We start from the raw sequence: 14,994 nt of genomic DNA, 5'->3' as shown, positions 1-14,994 counted from the left end.
GCGCCTCCTACGCCGATGCGGCCGTCAGAGTGATTGCGGATCTGGGGAATTCCGCCCTCAACACCGGCGAGGCCGCCGGAGACGTCTACATCTCCATCGAGAACCTCCAGGGGTCGGGCTTCGCGGATGATCTGCGCGGCGACGCGGGAGCCAACATCATCTGGGGCGGGCTCGGGAACGACATCCTCCGGGGCCGCGCCGGAAACGACGTCCTCTATGGTCAGGACGGCAACGACATCCTCAACGGCGGGCTCGGAGCCGATCGTCTGGACGGCGGAGCGGGCAGCGACCGCGCCTCCTACGCCGATGCGGCCGTCAGAGTGATTGCGGATCTGGGGAATTCCGCCCTCAACACCGGCGAGGCCGCCGGAGACACTTACGTCTCCATCGAGAACCTCCAGGGGTCGGGCTTCGCGGATGATCTGCGCGGCGACGCGGGAGCCAACATCATCTGGGGCGGCGCCGGGAACGACATCCTCAGGGGCCGCGCCGGGAACGACGTCCTCTATGGTCAGGACGGCAACGACATCCTCAACGGCGGGCTCGGAGCCGATCGTCTGGACGGCGGAGCGGGCAGCGACCGCGTCACCTACGCCGATGCGGCCGTCGGGCTGACGGCGGATCTGGCGCAATCCTCCGTCAACACCGGCGAGGCGGCCGGAGACACCTACGTCTCCATCGAGAATCTTCAGGGCTCGAACTTCGCGGATGATCTGCGCGGCGACGCGGGAGCCAACATCATCTGGGGCGGAGGCGGGAACGACATCCTCCGGGGCCGCGCCGGAAACGACGTCCTCTATGGCCAGGACGGGGACGACATCCTCAACGGCGGGCTCGGAGCCGATCGTCTGGACGGCGGAGCGGGCAGCGACCGCGCCTCCTACGCCGAGGCGACGTCGGCTGTGACGGCGGATCTGGGGAACTCCGCCTTCAACACCGGCGAGGCCGCCGGAGACACCTATGTCTCCATCGAGAATCTCGAGGGCTCGAACTTCGCGGATGATCTGCGCGGCGACGCGGGCGACAACATCATCTGGGGCGGCGCCGGGAACGACGCCCTGAGCGGCGGCGCCGGAAACGACACGCTCGAAGGAGGCCGTGGACGCGATTTCCTCTATGGCGATTCCGGGTCCGATCTCTTCGTCTTCCGCAGCGCTCTGGACAGCGGCGCCACGACCGCCACGGCGGACGTGATCGGCGATTTCACGCGGGGTCAGGATCTGATCGACTTCTCGGCCTTCGACGCGGATCCGTCCGTCGCCGGTCGTCAGGGCTTCACGGGGCTGATCGCCGCGAACGCGGCCTTCACGACGGCGGGGCAGCTGCGTTTCGACGCCGCGACCGGCACGCTCTACGGCAACACCGATTCAGACGGAGCCGCCGAATTCGCCATCAGGCTCGAGGGCGTGACCGCTCTGGCCGACAGCGACTTCCTCTTCTGAGTCCCCTCCCGAACCGACCGGAGCCTTTTCCCTCATCGCGAAAAGGCTTGCGGTTTGCGGGAATCCGACCGACATCTTGAGCTTCAGGGGCGCCCGAAAGTCTCAGGCTCGAAGCCTGAACGCGAGGAGCGCCGGACATCGGGTCCTCCGGCCCGGAAGATTGCGGAGGCCGAAACCATGCTTCCGGAGGGGCGTGACATGAACGCAGATCCATGGAGAACGGGATGTCCCTCGGCGCCAGCAACATCGATCCCTCCACGCATCCGCTTCTGGGGGCGCTCACGTGCGCGTCCGACAAGTGGACCGCCACGAGCCTGACCTACGCCTTTGCGCCAGCGGGGGGCTTCTACGGCTACTATGCGCACATGTCGTCCAAATCCAACGCCTGGAGCGACAGTCAGAAGACGCTCGCGCGCGACGCCTTCGCCGAAATCTCCTCCTTCACCACCCTGACCTTCTCGGAGGTCGCCGACACCGCCGCCTCGGACATCCTGCTCCACAGCCTGAAATTTCCGGGCGGCAGCGACCCCGGATACGCCTATCGGGAGCTCTCGGCCCATCAGTCGACGGTGGTGATCGGGACCGGCACGCTCACGGAGCATGACTTCACGGTGGTCCACGCGATCGGACACGCCGTCGGGCTGACGCATCCCCGCTCCAGCAGGGCGCTCTCCGATATGTTCCCCCGCCTCGACACGCGCATGTCCTACTTCAACTCCAACGAAGAGAAGGATATCTACTTCCCGTCCTATACGCCCAACATCGACGTCAACCATTACGGCGCGCTCGACATCGCGGCGCTTCAGGCCATCTACGGCGCGAACTCCTCCTACAGGACCGGCAAGGATTCCTACGGACTGACCAGCGAGATCCGCGCGATCTGGGACGCCGGAGGCGTCGACGCCATCGACTTCAGCGCCTCGACCTTCGGAACCATCATCGATCTGCGCGCCGCCTCGCTTCTCGTCGAGGAGGGCGGAGGCGGATGGGCCTCCTACGCTCCGAATCCCACCCTCGACATCCTGACCGTCTACACCATCGCCTATGGCGTCGTGATCGAGAACGGCTATGGCGGCTCCGGAGCCGACAAGATCACCGGCAACAATTTCACCAACACCCTCAAGGGCGCCGCCGGAGACGACGAACTCTTCGGGCTGGACGGGGACGACATCCTCAACGGCGGGCTCGGGGCCGATCGTCTGGACGGCGGAGCGGGCAGCGACCGCGCCTCCTACGCCGATGCGGCCGTCAGAGTGATTGCGGATCTGGGGAATTCCGCCCTCAACACCGGCGAGGCCGCCGGAGACGTCTACATCTCCATCGAGAACCTCCAGGGGTCGGGCTTCGCGGATGATCTGCGCGGCGACGCGGGAGCCAACATCATCTGGGGCGGGCTCGGGAACGACATCCTCCGGGGCCGCGCCGGAAACGACGTCCTCTATGGTCAGGACGGCAACGACATCCTCAACGGCGGGCTCGGAGCCGATCGTCTGGACGGCGGAGCGGGCAGCGACCGCGCCTCCTACGCCGATGCGGCCGTCAGAGTGATTGCGGATCTGGGGAATTCCGCCCTCAACACCGGCGAGGCCGCCGGAGACACTTACGTCTCCATCGAGAACCTCCAGGGGTCGGGCTTCGCGGATGATCTGCGCGGCGACGCGGGAGCCAACATCATCTGGGGCGGCGCCGGGAACGACATCCTCAGGGGCCGCGCCGGGAACGACGTCCTCTATGGTCAGGACGGCAACGACATCCTCAACGGCGGGCTCGGAGCCGATCGTCTGGACGGCGGAGCGGGCAGCGACCGCGTCACCTACGCCGATGCGGCCGTCGGGCTGACGGCGGATCTGGCGCAATCCTCCGTCAACACCGGCGAGGCGGCCGGAGACACCTACGTCTCCATCGAGAATCTTCAGGGCTCGAACTTCGCGGATGATCTGCGCGGCGACGCGGGAGCCAACATCATCTGGGGCGGAGGCGGGAACGACATCCTCCGGGGCCGCGCCGGAAACGACGTCCTCTATGGCCAGGACGGGGACGACATCCTCAACGGCGGGCTCGGAGCCGATCGTCTGGACGGCGGAGCGGGCAGCGACCGCGCCTCCTACGCCGAGGCGACGTCGGCTGTGACGGCGGATCTGGGGAACTCCGCCTTCAACACCGGCGAGGCCGCCGGAGACACCTATGTCTCCATCGAGAATCTCGAGGGCTCGAACTTCGCGGATGATCTGCGCGGCGACGCGGGCGACAACATCATCTGGGGCGGCGCCGGGAACGACGCCCTGAGCGGCGGCGCCGGAAACGACACGCTCGAAGGAGGCCGTGGACGCGATTTCCTCTATGGCGATTCCGGGTCCGATCTCTTCGTCTTCCGCAGCGCTCTGGACAGCGGCGCCACGACCGCCACGGCGGACGTGATCGGCGATTTCACGCGGGGTCAGGATCTGATCGACTTCTCGGCCTTCGACGCGGATCCGTCCGTCGCCGGTCGTCAGGGCTTCACGGGGCTGATCGCCGCGAACGCGGCCTTCACGACGGCGGGGCAGCTGCGTTTCGACGCCGCGACCGGCACGCTCTACGGCAACACCGATTCAGACGGAGCCGCCGAATTCGCCATCAGGCTCGAGGGCGTGACCGCTCTGGCCGACAGCGACTTCCTCTTCTGAGTCCCCTCCCGAACCGACCGGAGCCTTTTCCCTCATCGCGAAAAGGCTTGCGGTTTGCGGGAATCCGACCGACATCTTGAGCTTCAGGGGCGCCCGAAAGTCTCAGGCTCGAAGCCTGAACGCGAGGAGCGCCGGACATCGGGTCCTCCGGCCCGGAAGATTGCGGAGGCCGAAACCATGCTTCCGGAGGGGCGTGACATGAACGCAGATCCATGGAGAACGGGATGTCCCTCGGCGCCAGCAACATCGATCCCTCCACGCATCCGCTTCTGGGGGCGCTCACGTGCGCGTCCGACAAGTGGACCGCCACGAGCCTGACCTACGCCTTTGCGCCAGCGGGGGGCTTCTACGGCTACTATGCGCACATGTCGTCCAAATCCAACGCCTGGAGCGACAGTCAGAAGACGCTCGCGCGCGACGCCTTCGCCGAAATCTCCTCCTTCACCACCCTGACCTTCTCGGAGGTCGCCGACACCGCCGCCTCGGACATCCTGCTCCACAGCCTGAAATTTCCGGGCGGCAGCGACCCCGGATACGCCTATCGGGAGCTCTCGGCCCATCAGTCGACGGTGGTGATCGGGACCGGCACGCTCACGGAGCATGACTTCACGGTGGTCCACGCGATCGGACACGCCGTCGGGCTGACGCATCCCCGCTCCAGCAGGGCGCTCTCCGATATGTTCCCCCGCCTCGACACGCGCATGTCCTACTTCAACTCCAACGAAGAGAAGGATATCTACTTCCCGTCCTATACGCCCAACATCGACGTCAACCATTACGGCGCGCTCGACATCGCGGCGCTTCAGGCCATCTACGGCGCGAACTCCTCCTACAGGACCGGCAAGGATTCCTACGGACTGACCAGCGAGATCCGCGCGATCTGGGACGCCGGAGGCGTCGACGCCATCGACTTCAGCGCCTCGACCTTCGGAACCATCATCGATCTGCGCGCCGCCTCGCTTCTCGTCGAGGAGGGCGGAGGCGGATGGGCCTCCTACGCTCCGAATCCCACCCTCGACATCCTGACCGTCTACACCATCGCCTATGGCGTCGTGATCGAGAACGGCTATGGCGGCTCCGGAGCCGACAAGATCACCGGCAACAATTTCACCAACACCCTCAAGGGCGCCGCCGGAGACGACGAACTCTTCGGGCTGGACGGGGACGACATCCTCAACGGCGGGCTCGGGGCCGATCGTCTGGACGGCGGAGCGGGCAGCGACCGCGCCTCCTACGCCGATGCGGCCGTCAGAGTGATTGCGGATCTGGGGAATTCCGCCCTCAACACCGGCGAGGCCGCCGGAGACGTCTACATCTCCATCGAGAACCTCCAGGGGTCGGGCTTCGCGGACGACCTGCGCGGCGACGCGGGAGCCAACATCATCTGGGGCGGGCTCGGGAACGACATCCTCCGGGGCCGCGCCGGGAACGACGTCCTCTATGGTCAGGACGGCAACGACATCCTCAACGGGGGGCTCGGGGCCGATCGTCTGGACGGCGGAGCGGGCAGCGACCGCGCCTCCTACGCCGATGCGGCCGTCAGAGTGATTGCGGATCTGGGGAATTCCGCCTTCAACACCGGAGAAGCGGCCGGAGACACTTACGTCTCCATCGAGAATCTCCAGGGGTCGGGCTTCGCGGATGATCTGCGCGGCGACGCGGGAGCCAACATCATCTGGGGCGGGCTCGGGAACGACATCCTCCGGGGCCGCGCCGGAGACGACGTCCTCTATGGTCAGGACGGCACCGACATCCTCAACGGGGGGCTCGGAGCCGATCGTCTGGACGGCGGAGCGGGCAGCGACCGCGCCTCCTACGCCGATGCGGCCGTCAGAGTGATTGCGGATCTGGGGAACTCCGCCCTCAACACCGGCGAGGCCGCCGGAGACACTTACGTCTCCATCGAGAACCTCCAGGGGTCGGGCTTCGCGGATGATCTGCGCGGCGACGCGGGAGCCAACATCATCTGGGGCGGGCTCGGGAACGACATCCTCCGGGGCCGCGCCGGGAACGACGTCCTCTATGGCCAGGACGGCAACGACGTCCTCAACGGCGGGCTCGGAGCCGATCGTCTGGACGGCGGAGCGGGCAGCGACCGCGTCACCTACGCCAATGCGGCCGTCGGACTGACGGCGGATCTGGGGAACTCCGCCTTCAACACCGGCGAGGCCGCCGGAGACACTTACGTCTCCATCGAGAACCTCCAGGGTTCGAACTTCGCGGATGATCTGCGCGGCGACGCGGGCGACAACATCATCTGGGGCGGAGGCGGGAACGACACGCTTGAAGGCGGGCATGGGCGCGATGTCCTCTATGGCGGTTCCGGGTCTGACCTTTTCGTCTTCCGCAGCGCTCTGGACAGCGGCGCCACGACCGCCACGGCGGACGTGATCGGCGATTTCACGCGAGGTCAGGATCTGATCGACTTCTCGGCCTTCGACGCGGATCCGTCCGTCGCCGGTCGTCAGGGCTTCACGGGGCTGATCGCCGCGAACGCGGCCTTCACGACGGCGGGCCAGCTGCGTTTCGACGCCGCGACCGGCACGCTCTACGGCAACACCGATTCAGACGGAGCCGCCGAATTCGCCATCAGGCTCGAGGGCGTGACCGCTCTGGCCGACAGCGACTTCCTCTTCTGAGTCCCCTCCCGAACCGACCGGAGCCTTTTCCCTCATCGCGAAAAGGCTTGCGGTTTGCGGGAATCCGACCGACATCTTGAGCTTCAGGGGCGCCCGAAAGTCTCAGGCTCGAAGCCTGAACACGAGGAGCGCCGGACATCGGGTCCTCCGGCCCGGAAGATTGCGGAGGCCGAAACAAGGCCTCCCGTGGAGGAAAGACATGCGTCTCACTGCGACTGCTCTGGCGTTGATGGCGGGCGTGACCTTCGGATCCGTCGCGCAGGCGGAGATCGTCATCGGCGTCATCGCCCCCGTCACGGGCGGCGTGGCCGCCTACGGCATTCAGGTCAAGGAGGGCGTCGAAAGCGCCGTCGACGTCATCAACAAGGCGGGCGGCGTCCTCGGCCAGCAGCTCGTCGTGCGCCTCGAAGACGACGCCGGCGAGGCTCGTCAGGCGGTCTCGGCGGCCAACAATCTCCTCGGCGCGGGCGTGCACTTCGTCATCGGACCGGTCACCTCGGGCAACGCCATGCCGGTTTCGGACCTGCTCGCCGAAAACGGCGTGCTGATGATCACCCCCACCGCCACCACGCCCGCGCTCACCCAGCGCGGCCTGGAGACCATCTTCCGCACCTGCGGTCGCGACGATCAGCAGGCCCTCGTTCTGGCCGAGCATGTGCTCCGGAACCTGCCCGAGGCCAAGGTCGCCGTGATCCACGACAAGGCCCCCTACGGCAAGGGCCTCGCCGACGCCTTCAAGGAGGCCGTCAACAAGGGCGGCGTCACGGAAGTCCTCTACGAGACCGTCACCCCCGGCGAGAAGGACTTCAGCGTCCTCGTCGGCCGTCTGAAGGCCGCCGGCGCCGACACCATCTATTTCGGCGGCTATCATCCCGAGGCGGGCCTTCTGGCGCGTCAGCTGAAGGATCAGGGCGTCGAGGCGCGGATCCTCGGCGGCGAAGGCCTCTCGACCAACGAATACTGGGCCATCGCCACCGAAGCGGGCGAAGGCACGCTCTTCACCAGCGCCCTCGACACCACCGACAACCCCATCGCCAAGGAGGCCGTGGACGACCTGACCGCCAAGGGCTTCGCCGTGGAGCCCTTCACCATCAACGCCTACGCCGCCGTGCAGGTGCTGAAGGCGGGCATCGAGGCGGCCGCAGACGCCGAGGACGCCGCGGCCGTCGCCGAGGCGCTCAAGGGCGGCCTCGAGATCCCGACGGTGCTCGGCGCGCTGTCCTATGACGAGAACGGCGATCTGAAATCCCCGGCCTTCGTGGTCTATGAATGGGTGGAAGGCGCCTCGGTTCCGGCTTCGGCCGCGGTCGTCGAGCCCGCCGAATAAGCTTCGGCGCCTCATCGAGCTTCGGGAGGCCCGCGCGGGAGACCGTGCGGGCCTTCTGCGTCAAGGCCTCAGCCGCCGCGCGGCGCGAAGAGGATCACCGCCGCCCCCGCCAGAGCCAGAGCCACCCCGAGCATGTCCCATTGGTCGGGCTTCTGTCCCTCGACCAGCGCCAGCCAGAGCATCGAGGCCGCGATGTAGACTCCGCCGTAAGCGGCGTAGGCCCGGCCCGCCTCCTCGGTCGGCGCGAGGGTCAGCAGGGCCGCGAAGGCCGCCAGAGCCAGCATCCCCGGCGCCAGCCACCAGACCGACCTCCCCATCCTCAGCCAGGCCCAGAAGGCGAAGCATCCGGCGATCTCCATGAGGGCCGCCCCCGCATAGACCGCGCCCGTCGTCAGCCAGACCGGCATGAATCCCCCTTCCTTCCGCCCTATCGGAAGCGGGCGAAATATTCGATGAAGCCCGCCGTGACCTCGAAGCCGCCATGGCTCCAGAGCGCCCCATGTCCCGCCTCGGGCGCATGGAAGACGCGTCGGGGCTCCGGAGCGGCGTCGAAGATGCGCGCGCTCTGCTCGGGCGGCACGGCGGCGTCGCGCCCGCCATACATCACCAGGACCGGAATCTGCAATGCCTGCACGGAGGTCAGCATGTCGAAGGAGTCCGGCGCGACTCCCGCAGGCAGAAAGGCGAAATTCTCCTCCGCCAGAGCCCGGATCGACACGAAGGGAGATTCCAGAACCACCGCCCCCAGAGGCCTCTCGGCGGCCAGACGCGCCGCCACCGCGCTCCCGAGGCTCTCGCCATAGGCCACCACGCGCCAGCTCGTCGGGCGCTGGCCGAGCAGCTCCGGCAGGGCGTCATAGACGGCCGCCGCATCCGCGAGGAAAGCCTCCTCCGAGGGCGCGCCCGGGGCGCCGCTCGACCCGCGCCAAGCCAGAGCCGCCACGCCGTAGCCCTCTTCGGCGAAGCGCCGCAGACGCGCCGCCCGATCCGCCAGACCGCCCGCCTCGCCCATGAGATAAAGCACCACCGGACGCCTCGGCGCGCCGGGCGTCGCCCAGACGGTCAGGATCGTGCCGTCGGCGGCGCGGATCTCCTCGGCGGAGAAGAGCCCTCCAAGGCCCGCCTCCTCCGGCGTGACCGGACGGCGATCCAGCTGATAGATCAGCCTTTCCGGATTCATCCACGCGTAAAGCAGCGTCAGCCCATAGGCCAGGAGCGCGGCGAGGAACGCCGCCGGAAGCGCCGCCTTGAGAGTCGCGGTCCACGGGCGCATCGTCCCCTCCTTCAGAAGGGGCAATCTGCCAGAGCCCGGCCCCGGACGCCATGACCGGATCGCGCGACGGTTGAGCGCCCTGCGTCCTGTGGCGCTTGCGCCGCAAGATCCCGCTCCGGGCGCGTCCGGAGGTTCAGACCCGCTCCCCGGACTCCGGATGCGGCGAAAGCTCCAGCCCGTAGACGAAAAGCCCAAGCCGGTCCGCCAGTTCGAGGCAGGCGCCCGCTTCGAGAATCAGGGTTCCGCCCGCCTCCAGAGCCACCCCCTTCAACCCCGCCGCCGCGACCTTCTCCAGGGTGCGGGGGCCGATGGCGGGCAGGTCGAGCCGGGAATCCTGACCGGGCTTGCGGCCCTTGAACAGCGCCCCCGAAGGCGCAGGCGCCGAGGCTCGCCGCGCCGCAGGCAGGGCCGCGAGCCGCTCCAGGAGGAGGTCGGTGCCCTCGATGGCCTCCACCGCCAGGCAGAGCCCCCGCGCCACCACCGCGCCCTGTCCCACGTCCAGCGGCCCGAGCGCCGCCACGATCCGCGCCGCGCGCCGCGCGTCCGCCAGATCCTCCGCCGAGGGCGCAGGCCCCGCCAGAAGTCCCGGACGCGCCACCGCCTCCGGCAGCAGCTCCGCCGCCCCGACCAGCTCGAATCCCTGCTCCGCGAAGATCTCCGCCAGACCCCGCAAGAGCCCGTCGTCGCCGCGCCGCATCAGACGCGCCGCCCGGAAGACCATCCGCAGCCCCGTCCAGTCGAAGCGGAGCGCCCGCAGACGCGGCCTCAGGAAGCCGCCCGCGAAGGCCACGCGCCTCACCCCCGCCCGCCGCAGGGCCGCGAAGATCGCCCCCGCCCGACCCGCCGCAAGACGCTCGTGCGGATGAGCCTCGACCCAGGCGCCGCAAGCGCCCTCCAGAGCGATGATGAAACAGCGATCTCCCGCCGCGCGGCGCGCCTCGGCGATCTCCCGGGGCAGGGCGCCGCTCCCGGCGATCAGCCCCAGAGCCTCCGGCGCGGCCTTCATGTCGCGGGCGTGCAGAAACGCCGGTCGCCGCCTTCGAGGATGAACTCCGCCATCTCGCGGAGGGCGGGATTCTCCGGCGCGGCCGCCAGCGCGGCGCGGGCGCGCTCTTCGAGGCTTCCGCCTTCGGGCTCCTCGAAGATGCGCCGATAGCCGCCGCGCAGCTCCAGCACCTGGGAGTGGTTGAAGCCCCGGCGCTTCATGCCCACCACGTTCAGCCCCGAGAGCCGCGCCCGGTCGCCGACCGCCATGCCGAAGGGGATCAGATCGCGCTCCAGCCCGCTCATGCCGCCGAGCATCGCCTGAGTCCCGATCCGCACGAACTGATGCACCGCCGAAAGTCCGCCGAGAAAGGCGAAGTCGCCGACCGTCACATGGCCCGCGCAGGTGGCGTTGTTGGCGAAGATCACGCGGTCGCCGATCCGGCAGTCATGCGCCACATGGGCGCCCGCCATGAACATGCAGCCGTCGCCCACCGTGGTGACGCCGCCGCCGCCTTCGGTGCCGGGATTCATGGTCACGCCCTCGCGGATCTGGCAGTCCGCGCCGATGCTCAGGCGCGAGCGCTCGCCCCGGAACTTCAGATCCTGCGGCTTGTGCCCGAGCGAGGCGAAGGGAAAGATCTCGGTGCGCGGGCCGATTTCGGTCCAGCCGACCGCCACGACGTGAGAATGCAGGACGCAGCCCTCGCCCAGAACCACCTCCGGCCCGACGACCGAAAAGGGCCCCACGACGCAATCGGCGCCGAGCCTCGCCCCGGCCTCCACGACGGCCGAAGGATGGATGCGGGCGGATGGATGGACGCTCATGGGGGGTCATGCTCCGAGGGAGGGGGGCGGATGTCCGGAATCGGGTCTTCAGCCTGGCGCCTTTTGCGCTGCGGATGAATTCTCCATACGCGCTGGAGCGGCCCTTTCCGTCGGCTCCTCCGGAGAGGTCGCGGCCTTTTCCCGCCCGCGCGACGGAGCCGGAGGCCTCCGCCCCGGCTTTCCGCAGGGCGGAGCCGGGAAGGCGTCCGGGATCGGGCGGCGGGGTCAGACGGCGGGCTTCTCGGGCGGATCCATGATCATGGCGCTGAAGGTCGCCTCGGAGACCACGACGCCCTCCACGCGGCCTTCGCCCTTGAAGCGCCAGACGCGGCCCTTGTTGCGCTCGACGGCCACATGCAGCTCCAGCCGGTCGCCGGGGAAGACCGGCTTGCGGAAGCGCGCCTCGTCGATGGTCATGAAGTAGACGAGCATGCCCCGCCCCTCCATGCCGAGGCTGTGCACCACCAGCACGGCGGCGGTCTGGGCCATGGCCTCGATCGCCAGCACGCCGGGCATGATCGCGTGATCGGGGAAATGCCCGGTGAAATGCGGCTCGTTGATGGTGACGTTCTTGATCCCCACCGCCCGCTCGCGCTGATGCAGGTCGCGGATCGCGTCGATCATCAGAAACGGATAGCGATGCGGAATCATCCGCAGGATGCGGTCGAGACCGAAGCTCTCGCCCTTTTCGCTCCGTTCCGCCGGCTCCGCCGAAGCCTCCGCAGGCGCCATGCCGTCATCTCCCTCCGGGGGCCCTGAATGTCCTGCGGACCGCGAATCCCCCGACTCCTCCGCGTCCGCCCGGTCGATCAATCTGCCGGAAGCGCCCGACCAAGGTCAAGCGCGCCCCGCCGCGTCGTCTTGCGGCCCTTCATTCCGGATCCGGGAGGCGCACCTCGAAGGGATGGGCCACGGCGTCGAAGGCGCGGATGGCCTCTTCGGTCACGTCCAGTTCGCGGGCGGCGAGGATGATCTGGCTCTCGTCGAGCATGACCCGCGCCTGACGGCGCATCATGATCTCCTGGAGCACCGGCGCGAGCTGACGGCGCAGCTCCACCAGCGCCCCCTTGCGGGTCGCGGCGAGGCGCTCCTCGGAATCGAGCCGGTCCTCGTCATATTGGCGCCGCCGCTGCTCGAAGGCCTGGACGCGGCGCAGGAACTCGGCCTCGTCGATCTGCGAGCGCACCACCGCGATGGCCTGCTCCTCGGTCTTGAGCTCGCGTTCGCGGGCGCGGAAGTCGTTGCGCAGCCCCTCGGCCAGAGCTTCGAGCTTGCGCCCCGCCTCCTTGCCGGCCGCGGATTCCGCGAGCACCCGATCCATCTTGATGGTCACCACCTGAGGCGGCGGCGCGGCCTCCTCGGCGAAGGCCGGAGCCGCCGTCAGCAGGAAGGCCGCGATCCACGCCGCCGCAAGGCGGCGCGGAGAGGGAAGGACTCGCGCCATGAGAAGGGCCCTCTTGCGTCAGCCTGGGTTCCGTCAGGCGTCAGAAGCGCGTGCCGGCGGTCAGGCGGAAATACTCGGCCTCATCATAATCCTCCTTCACGATGGGAGTCGCGAAGTTCAGACGGATGGGGCCGAAGGGCGAAGACCAGAAGAGGCTCGCGCCCACCGAAGCGCGGAACTTGAGGCCGTCGTCCACCGTGGCGACGGCGGGATTCCCGCTCGCGTCCGTGTAGCTGGTGGTCGGCTTGTCCACGTTCCAGACGGTGCCCGCATCGGCGAAGACGCCGCCCGAAACGCCGTATTCCTGGGGCAGGCCGAGCGGGAAGGTGACTTCGGCGCGGGCCATGGCGAAATAGTTGCCGCCCAGCGAGTCGCCCGAATCGCGCGGGCCGAGGCCGCCGGGCTCGAAGCCGCGGAAGCTGTCGCCGCCGAGGAAGAAGCGGTCGGTGGTCTTCACGTCGTAGCCGCCGAAGCCCAGGATCGCGCCGCCCTCGACTTCGAGGCTGCCCACCACGCTGTCGCGGTAGATGGGCATGTGCGCCTTGCCGCTGAGGCGGGTGCGGACGTAGCGCGTGTCTCCGGCGAGGCCCGAGATGTCCTGATCGGCGCGCAGGATGTAGCCGCGCGTCGGCTCGATGGGGTCGTTGCGGCGGTCGTAGCTCGCGCTGTAGCCGACGGAGGAGGTCCATTCCTGGCCGACGTCGCGCTTGATGAAGGGCGAGGCGTCGGAAGGCACGTCGCGCAACTCGTCGCGCGAGATCTGGTAGCGCGGCGAGAAGGTCGCGTATTGCCCGACCGGGAAGCTCAGACGCGGACGGAAGCCCGTGTTGCGCGTGTCGTAGGAGGAGGAGGACTGGTTGTCGACCTCGGTGTGATAGGCGTCGAAGCCCGCCGCCAGATCGCGCCCGAGGAAATAGGGCTCGGTGAAGCTCATGTCCACCAGGGTGCGGGTGCTGGAGAGGCGGCCGCGCAGGCGCAGATATTGTCCGCGGCCCAGGAGGTTGCGCTCGATCAGCGCGACTTCGCCCGACACGTTCTCGCTGGAGGAGAAGCCGAGGCCGAATTGCAGCGAGCCCGTCGACGCCTCCTCCAGAGCCGCCGTGACGATCATGCGGTCGGGCGCGGAGCCCTCGCGCGAGGTCAGCTCGACGGTCTTGAAGAAGCCGAGCGCGCGGATGTTGGTGCGCGAACGCTGGAGCTGCACGGCGTTGAAGGCGTCGCCTTCGGAGAGCTCGAACTCGCGGCGGACGACGCGGTCCAGGGTGCGGCTGTTGCCCGTGACGTCGATGCGCTCGACGTAGACCGCCGGGCCCGAGGTCACGGCGTAGGTCACGCCGACGGTCAGGGCCTCGGGATCGCGGTCGAGGCGGGGCTCGATGCGCGTGAAGGCGTAGCCGTTCTCGCCGAGCTTGTAGGTCATGTCGCTGACGCTCTTCTCGACCTGCTCGGCGCTGAACCAGGAGCCGGAGCGGGTCAGGATGGCGCCGCGCAGGGTCTCGGGATCCACGCCCTCGACGTCGACCTCGACGTCCACCGCGCCGAAGCGGTAGAGCGGGCCTTCCTCGATGGAGTAGGTCATGTAGAAGCCGTCGTCGCCGGGCGCGACCTCGGCGGTGGCGGCGGTCACCTGGACGTCGGCGTAGCCGTTGTTCAGATAGAAGCGCCGCAGCAGCTCGCGGTCGTAGTCCATGCGGTCGGCGTCGTAGAAGTCGGTGGTCGAGAAGAAGCGCCACCAGGCCGATTCGCGCGTCGAGACCACATCCCTCAGACGGCCCGAGGAGAAGGCCTGATTGCCCACGAAGTCGATGCGCCGCACTTCGGCGCGCTCGCCCTCGACGATCTCGAAGACGAGGTTCACGCGGTTCTGGTCGAGCTGGATGATCTTGGGCTCGACGGTGGCCGCATGGCGGCCCGAACTGCGGTAGGCCTCCAGGATGGCGGCGGCGTCGGCCTCGGCGCGGGCGCGGGTGAAGACCCGGCGCGCCTGGCTCTGGACCACGCCCGCGAGGGCGTCGTCGTCGATGCGGCGGTTGCCCTCGAAGGCGATCTCGTTGATCACGGGGTTCTCGACCACCGTCACCCGCAGATCCGACCCGGCGGGCTCGACGCGCACGTCGGCGAAGAGGCCCGTGTCGTAGAGCGCCCGCAACGATTCGTTGATCGCCACCGCGTCGGCGGGCGAGCCTTCCTGGACGCGCATGTAGCTGCGGACCGTCGCCGCGTCCACGCGCTGGACGCCCTCGACGATGATGCGGCCGATCACGGCCGTCTGCTGCGCTCCGAGCGGCGAAGGCGCCGCCCAGGCCAGCCCCAGAGCCAGAAGGCTGACGGCGCAGAGGCGCCCGGCCGATTTATCCAAGATCCTCACGCGCCTCATTCCGGCCCTCATCG

General features: G+C 68.6%; 11 protein-coding genes. 4 read left to right on the top strand and 7 right to left on the bottom strand.

Translation table 11 applies throughout. From position 1 onward, the window contains the following. From PHN62_RS15015 to PHN62_RS15000, 4 genes are all read left to right on the top strand, one after another. The coding region (locus PHN62_RS15015) for a calcium-binding protein (RefSeq protein WP_300152044.1) at positions 1–1,442 on the top strand (1,442 nt) is incomplete at its 5' end. 224 nt (positions 1,443–1,666) lie between these two features. Beyond that, positions 1,667–4,108, top strand: a complete 2,442-nt coding sequence (locus PHN62_RS15010) for a M10 family metallopeptidase C-terminal domain-containing protein (protein ID WP_300152042.1) — start codon at positions 1,667–1,669, stop codon at positions 4,106–4,108. Between the two features lie 224 nt (positions 4,109–4,332). Beyond that, positions 4,333–6,747, top strand: coding sequence for a M10 family metallopeptidase C-terminal domain-containing protein (locus PHN62_RS15005; RefSeq protein ID WP_300152040.1), 2,415 nt, complete (start codon positions 4,333–4,335; stop codon positions 6,745–6,747). A gap of 199 nt (positions 6,748–6,946) precedes the next feature. Further along, entirely contained in the window at positions 6,947–8,074 is a 1,128-nt protein-coding gene (locus PHN62_RS15000) for a branched-chain amino acid ABC transporter substrate-binding protein (protein ID WP_300152038.1), read from the top strand. Between the two features lie 68 nt (positions 8,075–8,142). Here the strand turns inward: PHN62_RS15000 and PHN62_RS14995 are convergent, their stop codons facing one another. The 7 genes from PHN62_RS14995 to bamA all read right to left on the bottom strand — a co-directional run bounded on the left by PHN62_RS14995 (position 8,143) and on the right by bamA (position 14,971). Continuing rightward, positions 8,143–8,481 carry a YnfA family protein gene (locus tag PHN62_RS14995; RefSeq protein WP_300152036.1) on the bottom strand — a complete coding sequence of 113 codons (339 nt, stop codon included), beginning with the start codon at positions 8,479–8,481 and terminating at the stop codon, positions 8,143–8,145. A 20-nt stretch (positions 8,482–8,501) separates the two neighbouring features. Continuing rightward, complete coding sequence (locus PHN62_RS14990) at positions 8,502–9,347, bottom strand: alpha/beta hydrolase (RefSeq protein WP_300152034.1); 846 nt, start codon at positions 9,345–9,347, stop codon at positions 8,502–8,504. A 133-nt stretch (positions 9,348–9,480) separates the two neighbouring features. Next, complete coding sequence (locus PHN62_RS14985) at positions 9,481–10,353, bottom strand: LpxI family protein (RefSeq protein WP_300152033.1); 873 nt, start codon at positions 10,351–10,353, stop codon at positions 9,481–9,483. Continuing rightward, the gene (gene lpxA / locus PHN62_RS14980) at positions 10,350–11,159 is read right to left on the bottom strand and encodes an acyl-ACP--UDP-N-acetylglucosamine O-acyltransferase (RefSeq protein ID WP_300152032.1); all 810 of its coding nucleotides are present in this window, start codon (positions 11,157–11,159) and stop codon (positions 10,350–10,352) included. The genes PHN62_RS14985 and lpxA overlap by 4 nt, the downstream gene beginning before the upstream one ends. 225 nt (positions 11,160–11,384) lie before the next feature. Then, positions 11,385–11,891 carry a 3-hydroxyacyl-ACP dehydratase FabZ gene (gene fabZ, locus PHN62_RS14975; RefSeq protein WP_300152031.1) on the bottom strand — a complete coding sequence of 169 codons (507 nt, stop codon included), beginning with the start codon at positions 11,889–11,891 and terminating at the stop codon, positions 11,385–11,387. Positions 11,892–12,030: 139 nt separating this feature from the next. Next, positions 12,031–12,603: an OmpH family outer membrane protein gene (locus tag PHN62_RS14970; RefSeq protein WP_300152029.1), complete on the bottom strand. Its 573-nt coding sequence runs from the start codon at positions 12,601–12,603 to the stop codon at positions 12,031–12,033. 40 nt (positions 12,604–12,643) lie between these two features. Further along, a complete protein-coding gene (gene bamA, locus PHN62_RS14965) occupies positions 12,644–14,971 on the bottom strand; it encodes an outer membrane protein assembly factor BamA (protein ID WP_300152027.1) in 2,328 nt (775 codons plus the stop codon). Positions 14,972–14,994: the final 23 nt, after the last annotated feature.

The sequence above is a fragment of the Neomegalonema sp. genome, assembly GCF_028688855.1.
Taxonomy (GTDB): Bacteria; Pseudomonadota; Alphaproteobacteria; order Rhodobacterales; family Rhodobacteraceae; genus Neomegalonema.
The sequence above is the reverse complement of the archived record's forward strand: the minus strand, read 5'-3'. Positions and strand labels throughout refer to the sequence as shown.

Coding starts and splice junctions, on each gene's coding strand:
- PHN62_RS14970 (WP_300152029.1), bottom strand. CDS start 12,603: ATGGCGCGAGTCCTTCCCTCTCCGCGCCGCCTTGCGGCGGCGTGGATC.
- PHN62_RS15010 (WP_300152042.1), top strand. CDS start 1,667: ATGTCCCTCGGCGCCAGCAACATCGATCCCTCCACGCATCCGCTTCTG.
- PHN62_RS14985 (WP_300152033.1), bottom strand. CDS start 10,353: ATGAAGGCCGCGCCGGAGGCTCTGGGGCTGATCGCCGGGAGCGGCGCC.
- lpxA (WP_300152032.1), bottom strand. CDS start 11,159: ATGAGCGTCCATCCATCCGCCCGCATCCATCCTTCGGCCGTCGTGGAG.
- PHN62_RS14995 (WP_300152036.1), bottom strand. CDS start 8,481: ATGCCGGTCTGGCTGACGACGGGCGCGGTCTATGCGGGGGCGGCCCTC.
- PHN62_RS14990 (WP_300152034.1), bottom strand. CDS start 9,347: ATGCGCCCGTGGACCGCGACTCTCAAGGCGGCGCTTCCGGCGGCGTTC.
- PHN62_RS15005 (WP_300152040.1), top strand. CDS start 4,333: ATGTCCCTCGGCGCCAGCAACATCGATCCCTCCACGCATCCGCTTCTG.
- PHN62_RS15000 (WP_300152038.1), top strand. CDS start 6,947: ATGCGTCTCACTGCGACTGCTCTGGCGTTGATGGCGGGCGTGACCTTC.
- fabZ (WP_300152031.1), bottom strand. CDS start 11,891: ATGGCGCCTGCGGAGGCTTCGGCGGAGCCGGCGGAACGGAGCGAAAAG.